This window comes from Helicobacter sp. CLO-3 (genome assembly GCF_001854545.1).
Classification (GTDB): Bacteria; Campylobacterota; Campylobacteria; order Campylobacterales; family Helicobacteraceae; genus Helicobacter_B.
Map to the genome: position 1 here is coordinate 1 of NZ_MLQN01000053.1, position 8036 is coordinate 8036.

5 protein-coding genes are annotated in these 8036 nt (G+C 49.8%); 3 read left to right on the plus strand and 2 right to left on the minus strand.

Annotated elements, in window-relative coordinates; genetic code table 11:
• Positions 1 to 294: 294 nt before the first annotated feature.
• Positions 295 to 1605 (minus strand): tetratricopeptide repeat protein, encoded by a 1311-nt coding sequence (locus BKN38_RS09675; protein ID WP_066458248.1) that lies wholly within the window; start codon positions 1603 to 1605, stop codon positions 295 to 297.
• Between the two features lie 241 nt (positions 1606 to 1846).
• Here BKN38_RS09675 and BKN38_RS09680 point away from each other — a divergent pair, with 241 nt between their 5' ends.
• Both BKN38_RS09680 and BKN38_RS09685 read left to right on the plus strand, forming a co-directional pair.
• Positions 1847 to 3139, plus strand: a complete 1293-nt coding sequence (locus BKN38_RS09680; protein ID WP_082942688.1) for an agmatine deiminase family protein — start codon at positions 1847 to 1849, stop codon at positions 3137 to 3139.
• 72 nt (positions 3140 to 3211) lie between these two features.
• Positions 3212 to 6754, plus strand: a complete 3543-nt coding sequence (locus BKN38_RS09685; protein WP_070957816.1) for a Sua5/YciO/YrdC/YwlC family protein — start codon at positions 3212 to 3214, stop codon at positions 6752 to 6754.
• Positions 6755 to 6988: 234 nt separating this feature from the next.
• Here BKN38_RS09685 and BKN38_RS11300 read toward each other — a convergent pair whose 3' ends face one another.
• Positions 6989 to 7375 (minus strand): hypothetical protein, encoded by a 387-nt coding sequence (locus BKN38_RS11300; RefSeq protein ID WP_066458253.1) that lies wholly within the window; start codon positions 7373 to 7375, stop codon positions 6989 to 6991.
• A gap of 43 nt (positions 7376 to 7418) precedes the next feature.
• Between BKN38_RS11300 and BKN38_RS11305 the strand changes: the two genes are divergently transcribed.
• The gene (locus tag BKN38_RS11305) at positions 7419 to 7865 is read left to right on the plus strand and encodes a hypothetical protein (RefSeq protein WP_066458256.1); all 447 of its coding nucleotides are present in this window, start codon (positions 7419 to 7421) and stop codon (positions 7863 to 7865) included.
• Positions 7866 to 8036 lie beyond the last annotated feature (171 nt).

The following is an 8036-nucleotide window of genomic DNA, read 5'->3' on the forward strand; positions in this document are numbered from 1 at the left end:
GTGCAGGGGGATAAGGGGAGCGACTTCGCAAAACGAAGTTTCTTTAGCAATTCAAGCCCCCTTGTCCCCCTGCGAAAGGAATGCGACTAGCAACAAGGATAAACGCAAAGGATTGGCGACTAGAAAACTAGAATCTAATAAATAAAAAATGCACAGGTCAGATTTTGGCTTTTAATTATGGATTACTAAAGAAGCTAACGCTTCGCTTTGCGGGTGAAGCCCGCTCGCAATGACAACCGCGCCAGAGTGGCGATAACCACAACTACCTAATTAATAACCGCGCAATAACCGCGCCTAGCGACTATAAAAACTCGGCTTTCTTGAAGGCTGGGGCTTGGTGGTGTATGTGGGGTTTGGGTTGATTTGCAAGTCTTGTTTTAGGATGCGATAGTTGTCGCAGCCTTGTTGCAGCCCCGAGTTGCACGCATACGCATACAGATCGAGCGCGTATTTGGTGTCTTGCGTCACGCCTAGCCCCTTTTGGTAGAGCACGCCTAGGTTGCTGCAGCTTTTGACATCGGCGGAGTCGCACGCGATTTTGAAGTATTTCGCCGCGTAGGCATAGCTAAGTGGCGCGCCCTCAAGCCCATTGGCATACATCCAGCCTAGGTTGCTGCAGCCTTTGATATCGCCGGCGTTGCATGCGGCGTAGTTTAGGTCGGCTTTGGAGAGTGAGGATTTGTTTTTGCCATAGATGTTTTGGGTGTTGCTAAGCAAGCCTAGGTTGTAGCAGCCGAGATTGCTGCCGCCATTGCACGCTAGCTTGTAGTAGCGGATCGCGGTGAAAAAGTCCTTATTCACGCCATCGCCATTGGCATACATGAAGCCTAGGTTGTTGCAAGCGATGGCATCGCCGGCTTGGCATGCGGTCATATAAAACTGCACGGCAAGTTCTTTGTCATCTTTGCTAGCGCCGCTTTTTTCATTGTAAATCATGGCTAGGTTGGTGCAAGAGGTCGGATCGCCCGCAGAGCAGCCCATCTCGTAGTATTGCTGCGCTTTTTGCATATTTAGCTCGACACCTCTGCCAGAGGCATACATCGTGCCAAGTCCAAAGCACCCGGATGGATTCCCGCCTTCGCACGAACTTTTGAAAAGCCCAAATGCCGTGATGAGATCGCCTTTTTTGGTCGCATCGATAGCAGCTTTTAGCTGCGCTGTAGGGATGTCTGGCGATGTCAGCCTATCACTCATGGGGTATTGATGTGGCAGCAAGTCAGAGCCGCGTATATCATCGGGGGCTTGGTTTGGCGCGCCAAAGTTTGGCGGCATATCGCCTGCACCTAGCGTATCGGCTAGATTCTGCGAGAGTGCTGGGTTTTGCGAGGGTGGTGGCAGCCCGCCATCATCATAGCGCGCACCTCTATCAGCTAGCATATCTCTATCCATGTTTGGATCGCCTTCAGCGGCTTTCATGATCTGCAATGACGCACAAAGCGCGAGTGTGGCGAGGAATAGTGCGAGTTTTTGGGGTTTGTTTTGGGTTTTGGCTAGTGTGTGCGCGCGGGTTTGTGATTGTGTTTGCGCGCGTAAGTGTGCGCTGGCGCTGGCTTGCGCTTGATAGCCAAATGTCGGTTGCAAAATCCATTTTATAGCTGACTTCATGTCCTTTAAGCTCCGATCCTTATGTGATGACGCAAGCAAAGCAAAAAGCATTCCTTATGTTTTGCAAATGTGTTTTTGATAAGTGTGTTTTTGTTTTGTTTGTTTTTGTTTAGCGGGCTCGTTTTGCCAAGATATGCGTTTTGTCAAGGTTGTGCGTTTTGCAAATAGACTTAGCAAGTTTTAGGCGAAATCTGCTAGAATCTAGCGCAAAAATATCTTGTATATTTATAAGGTGGCAAATATGGCAAAGGTTTTAGATTCTCAAAATTTGGATTCTGGCGCGAGTGGTGCAAATGGCGCAAATAGTGCAAATACGAGGCGGCTAAAGGCAGAGTGGGAGGAGCAGAGCGCTATCCTGCTGGCTTTTCCGCATGAGAATAGCGACTGGGCGGCGCATATCGATGAGGCGCGCGAGTGCTTTGGCGATATCATCGCGGCGATTGCGAGGTTTGAGGATGTGCTGGTGTGCGTGGATGTGGAGGATACGCAGGGGCTGGCGTTTTTGCGCGCGCGGTTTGGTGGGGCTGGCTTGGATTCTGGCGCGGATGCGACTTTGGATTCTAGCCCAGAATCTAGCGCGCCAAAAATCACGCCTTTCACCACCATCGCGGTAAATAAGCGCATAAAGCTGGCTTTCGTGCCGACAAACGACACTTGGGCGCGCGACTTTGGCGCGATAAGCGTGGAGGATCTAGCGCCACAAAACGCACCAAATGCCAGCCAAAATGCGCTAGATTCTACTCAAAGCGCGCCAAAAAGCACCACACCAAAACACGACAACGCGCCAAGCGAGCAAACAAACGCGCAAACACGCCAAAATCTACGCCTCATAAACTTCGTATTCAACGGCTGGGGGCTGAAATTTGGCGCAAATTTTGACAACCAAATCACACCAAACCTCCACAAAATAGGCGCACTAAAAGGCGCGCTAGAATCCCACCCCTTCGTGCTTGAAGGCGGCAGCATCGACACCGATGGCGCATATAGCGCGCTCACCACAAGCGCCTGCCTCCTAGAGCCAAATCGCAACGCCACCTACACCAAAAGCGACATAGAGAGGAGGCTGCGCGACACGCTTGGCATAAAGCGCGTGCTATGGCTTGCAAATGGCTACCTAGCGGGCGATGACACCGACAGCCACATTGATATGCTAGCGCGCTTTTTGACGCCTGACACGATAGCCTACATCGCGTGCGATGATGAGAATGATGAGCATTATGACTCGCTGCGCGCGATGGAGCAAGAGATCCTAGCGCTTCGCACGATAGATGGCGCGCCTTATAATCTCGTGCGCCTGCCCTTTGTCAGCGCGATATATGATGAGGGCGGCGCGCGGCTGCCGGCTAGCTATGCGAACTTTTTGTTTGTCAATGGCGCGCTGCTCGTGCCTACATACGCGGACAAAAACGATGATGTGGCGCTGCAAATGCTACGCGAAGCGCTGCCAAATCGGCAAGTCATCGGCGTGGATGCGCGCACGCTGATACGCTGGCATGGTAGTTTGCACTGCGTGACTATGCAGCTTTATGCGTGATTTTGGCGTGGCTTTTGGTGGATTTTGTGTGGCTTTTGGCATTTTGGCGCGCGGTGATGGGCTCGGTCTGTGATGCTAGCTATCGTATTTAGGGGCATCGTGCAGGGCGTGGGATTTCGCCCTTGTATCTATCGCATCGCCAAAAGCTTGGGAGTAAAGGGCGGCGTCTGCAATATAAATGGCGATGGCTTGCTGATAGCAAGTGTATCGTGGGGCTGGGATCTGCGTGATTTGCACGGTGGCTTTGGCGTGGATTTTGGCAAGGCAGAATCTCGCGGTTTAGATTCTGGCGTGGTAGATTCTCACGATTTAGATTCTGGCGCGCGAGAATCTAGCACCAAAACTGCCAAAATTGCCAAAATTGCTAGATTTGTCAAATTTGCGCCGATTGTTTTTGCGCCAAAAAGCGCGCGGGGTGCAGTTATGAATGCTGCGAGATTAGATTCTGGGCGCGAGTTTGGCGCGCTGATAAGCGCTATTTTTGCCGAGCTGCCGCATCTAGCGCGCATCGATATGATAGAGATTTGCCCGCTAGAAAATTTCGCGCTTAAAACTCTCAAAAATTTGCCGCCAGAATCCAGCCAGCACAGCAGCGCGGAATCCAATCAAACCCAAAACGCAGAATCTAGCAGCAGCAAAAAAGCAGATTCTAGCGCAGAATCCGCCAGCGCCACACACACCACCAGCGCCGCGAGCACGCCCCAAAGCCTGCCTTTATATCTGCGCGATTTTTTGCAAGACAAAGCGCAAGGTAAAACACAAACCAAGCGCCCAAACGATGATTTTGTGATTTTTGACTCGCTTGAGTTGAGAGGCGCGCTAGAATCTATAGATTCTAGCGACTTTGGCGACACCAGCGACTTTACCAGCCAATCAGACAAAACCGCCAAAGCCCAAACTAGCGCACACCCAAACATCACGCTAGATTCTGCGCTACCACTAGATTCTGCGGTTTGCCGGGACTGCCTGCGCGACATCTTCACGCCCACAAGCCGCCACTATCTCTACCACCTCACCACCTGCACCAACTGCGGCGCGCGCTACAGCATCATAGGCGACCTGCCCTATGATAGGGTGCGCACGGCGATGCGAGATTTTGCGATGTGCGCGCACTGCGCCGCTGAATACGCAAACCCAGCCAGCAGATTCTACCACGCGCAGCCCATATCCTGCAATGAATGCGCTGTGGAGCTTAGGCTCATCGACGCCGCCGCGCCAAGCGATGAGGGGCGTATCATCGCACGCGACAAAGACGCGCTAGAATCCACCGCCACGCTTATAAAAAGCGGTGAGATAGTCTGCATCAAGGGACTTGGCGGGTTTGCGCTCGTGTGCGATGCGAGCAATGAAGCGGCAATCATGGAGCTTCGAGCATGCAAGGCGCGGGCGCAAAAGCCCTTTGCGATAATGTGCGCATCTATGGAGCAAGCCCTAGAAATCGCGGTGCTAAATGACGCGGAAAAAGCCGCGCTTAGCGCGCCAGGCGCGCCTATCGTGCTAGCGATGCAGCGCGAGAATCTAAGCGATGATGTGCTGACTTCTGCAAGCGTGTCAAAAAATGCAGCCACAAAAGCGCAAAAAAATAGCGAGCAAAACAGCCAGAATCCACTACATGCGCCAAGCGCGCCAAAAATCTGCGCCCACGCGATAGCGCCAAACCTCCGCACCATAGGCATTTTGCTAGCAAACACGCCGCTGCATCACATACTGCTAAAAAAGCTAAATGCGCCCATCATCTACACGAGTGCTAACATCCACTCCGAGCCCATCATTACGCATGGTGCGCAGGCGGCAGGGCTCTCACATATCGCGCGCTTTGTTTTGGATTTTGAGCGGGCGATTTATCATGGCATCGATGATAGCATCGTGCGCTATATCGATGGCAAAATCCGCCCTCTGCGCCTTGCGCGCGGGTTTGCGCCAAAGCGCGTGAGTCTTGGGATTTTTGGCGCGCAGGGTGACGCTAGCGTGCTAGCGCTTGGCGCGCAGGATAAGGTGAGCCCCTGCCTAGCGCAAAAAAGCAGCTTTCTCATCACGCCATATATCGGCGACATGAAAAATCTCGCCACACATAGCCGCTATGTCGAGAATCTAGCGTTTTTCGCGCGGCTGTATCATTTCACGCCTAGCGTGGTGGTGAGCGATATGCATCCGCGATATGAGACGACTAGGCTGGCGCGAGAAATAGCGAGCGGCGCACAAAACGCCACACACACCACACACACCACGCCAAAACATATCCAGATCTACCACCACCACGCGCATCTTTGCGCGATTTTGGCCGAGATAGCGCAGAGCGCGGATGATGAGATTTTAGGCATCATCTGGGATGGTAGCGGGCTTGGCGAGGATGGCAGCGTGTGGGGTGGCGAATTTTTGTATGGCGGGTTTGCGCGCGCGCGGCGTGTGGGCGCGCTGCAGCCTTTTGCGCTGCTGGGCGGCGAGGCGGCGATAAAAGACATCGCGCGCATCGCCTATGTACTAGCCCTGCGCGCCAAGCATGAGGCGGCGATAGCGCATTATGAGGCGGCGCTGCCAAAGGCGCTGCAAATCATCGCGCGCAAATCGCTAAGCCAAGCGCCAGAATCTAGCGCGGGTGCGAGTGGCAAAAGCGCGGGCGTGAGCGATAAAAACGCGTTTGCTGGCGATAAAAATATGTTTGTGCCGCTTACAAGCTCGATTGGCAGGCTTATCGATGGGGTGGCGCATCTGCTAGGCGCGCTCACGCACACAAGCTATGAGGGCGAGGCGGGCGCACTGCTAGAGTCGCTGGCGTTTGAGTTTGCGCTAGAAAATGCTAGGCATAGCGGCGGCGAAAAGGCGGATTCTGCTGAGCTAGATTCTGAAAGCTTAGATTCTAGGGGCGACGCGCGGGATTTTACAAACTTTGCAGAATCTAAAATTTTGGATTCTAGTGATTTGGATTCTAAGAGCGGCGCGCGAGAATCTGGCGATTTGGATTCTGCTAGCGTGGCTGGTGCTAGTGATTTGGATTCTGCAGAATCCATTTGGCGCGCGATTGGTATGCATAAGCCTTATACATACCACATCACAAGCGGCGATAATCACAAAACAATACCGCACAAAATAATATTATGGGAGGCGCTCATCCATGAGCTATGCGAGGATATTTTCCAAAGCGCGCGCCCAGAAAACCAGCAAAAAGAACAGCTAAAAAGTCGCCAAAATATCAGCCACAATGCAAGCCAAAACGACTGCCAAAAAAATTGTCAAAGCGCGAGCCAAAACGACCCACAAAGCGCAGATAAAAAAACATTGACAGACAAAAACACGCTACAAATTTCTCTGCCAAGCGCGCAAATGGGGCGCATCGCGCATAGATTTTTATACACGCTAGCTTGCATAGCACTTGATTTCGCACTAGATTTTCGCGCTGGGCTGGATGCGCGCGCGCGTGCTAGATTTCGCGTGGGATTTAGCGGCGGTGTGTTTCAAAACAAGGCGCTGTGCGAGATGATAGGTGCGCTTTTTAGGCAAAATGGCGTGCCCTACGCCTTCCACCACATAGCCCCTACCAACGACAGCGGCATATCGCTAGGGCAAGTCGCCCACGCCAGCGCACTAAACTTGCAAAGCCTAGAAGCAAAACTATAATTTTCTAAAATAGATTGCTTCACAACTTTGTTGCTTGCAAAGCGTTAGCTTCTTTAGAAAACGAGTGAGCGAGTTTCTTTAGTAAACCATAAATGCAAGATTTACAAATTTAGATTCCGTATAAATCTATTTTTTCTTGATAAAACCGCGGGATAAAATGATAAAATCTCATCTATTTCGCCTTGTCTATAGATTCTTATAGAATCTAAGGAGGTGCAAAATGGCAAGATTTTTTCATCTTTTATAGAATAAGTCTATAGAATCCATGAAACACAAAAGGACATACAAAATGATAGAAAAATGCAAAATGTTTGAATCTCTAAAATCTTTTAGTTTGCTTAGGTCGCCAAAATCGCCTAAATCTCGTGCGCTTGTGTGGGGTGTGAGTAGCAGGCTCAAATCGCCTAAGTCGCCAAAAGCTTTTGGCAAAGTGGATTCTGGCGCGACAAAGTTTAAGTCACTCAAACTTCCCAAATCACCAAAGCCCGCTTGGATTATGGGCGCGGGGGTGGATTTGTTTAAATCGCTCAAGCTTCTTGAATCGCCAAAATTGCTTAGATTTTTCAAATCGCCCAAATCGCCTAAATCGCTCAAATCACCAAAAACGCTTAAACTTCTCAAACTTCTCAAATCCCTTAGGCTTTTTGTCGCTATAGCCCCGCTTGTGTTTTTATTTGGTGGGTGTGTTGGCTGGGGTTGGTTTGTGCCTTATAGTTGGCAACCGAGTTACCATAAGTTTAAAAAAATGTGCGAATTAGATCAAGATATTTATCAAGGAGATATACATTCTGAAGAATATTATAATAAGGTTCTGGCTTATTATAATACAAGCTTAGATAAGTTGGATTGGGATTATATACAAAATAACTTATTTCTTAATGGATCAGGACGATATGTATATTCTTTTGAAACATTTGATGGTAGAATTTCTGTTTCGTCAAATATGTTTTTTAAAGATAAAAACGCAACACAAGATAATATAGAACGCCTAAGCTTTTATGTCAGATGGTATAGTCACCGCCACCATTTAATTCCGGATAAAGATTTTTCTATTTCTGTGGATAGAGGCCTTGAAACATGCCCTCTTTTTAAAAAAGGTAGAAAATGGTAAATAACAAAGAACAAATAAGCAAGCTCAAAAACAATGCCGAACAAGCTTAGGTGTGTTCATGGATATTTTGCGGTATAATGTGGCGGGCAAATGCTTATCGCTGTGAAATTATTTGGGAGCTGATATAAATGAAAAAATATATTTTATTATTTATGCTATTTGCTTTTTGCG

Coding starts and splice junctions, on each gene's coding strand:
- BKN38_RS09685 (WP_070957816.1), top strand. CDS start 3,212: ATGCTAGCTATCGTATTTAGGGGCATCGTGCAGGGCGTGGGATTTCGC.
- BKN38_RS09680 (WP_082942688.1), top strand. CDS start 1,847: ATGGCAAAGGTTTTAGATTCTCAAAATTTGGATTCTGGCGCGAGTGGT.
- BKN38_RS09675 (WP_066458248.1), bottom strand. CDS start 1,605: ATGAAGTCAGCTATAAAATGGATTTTGCAACCGACATTTGGCTATCAA.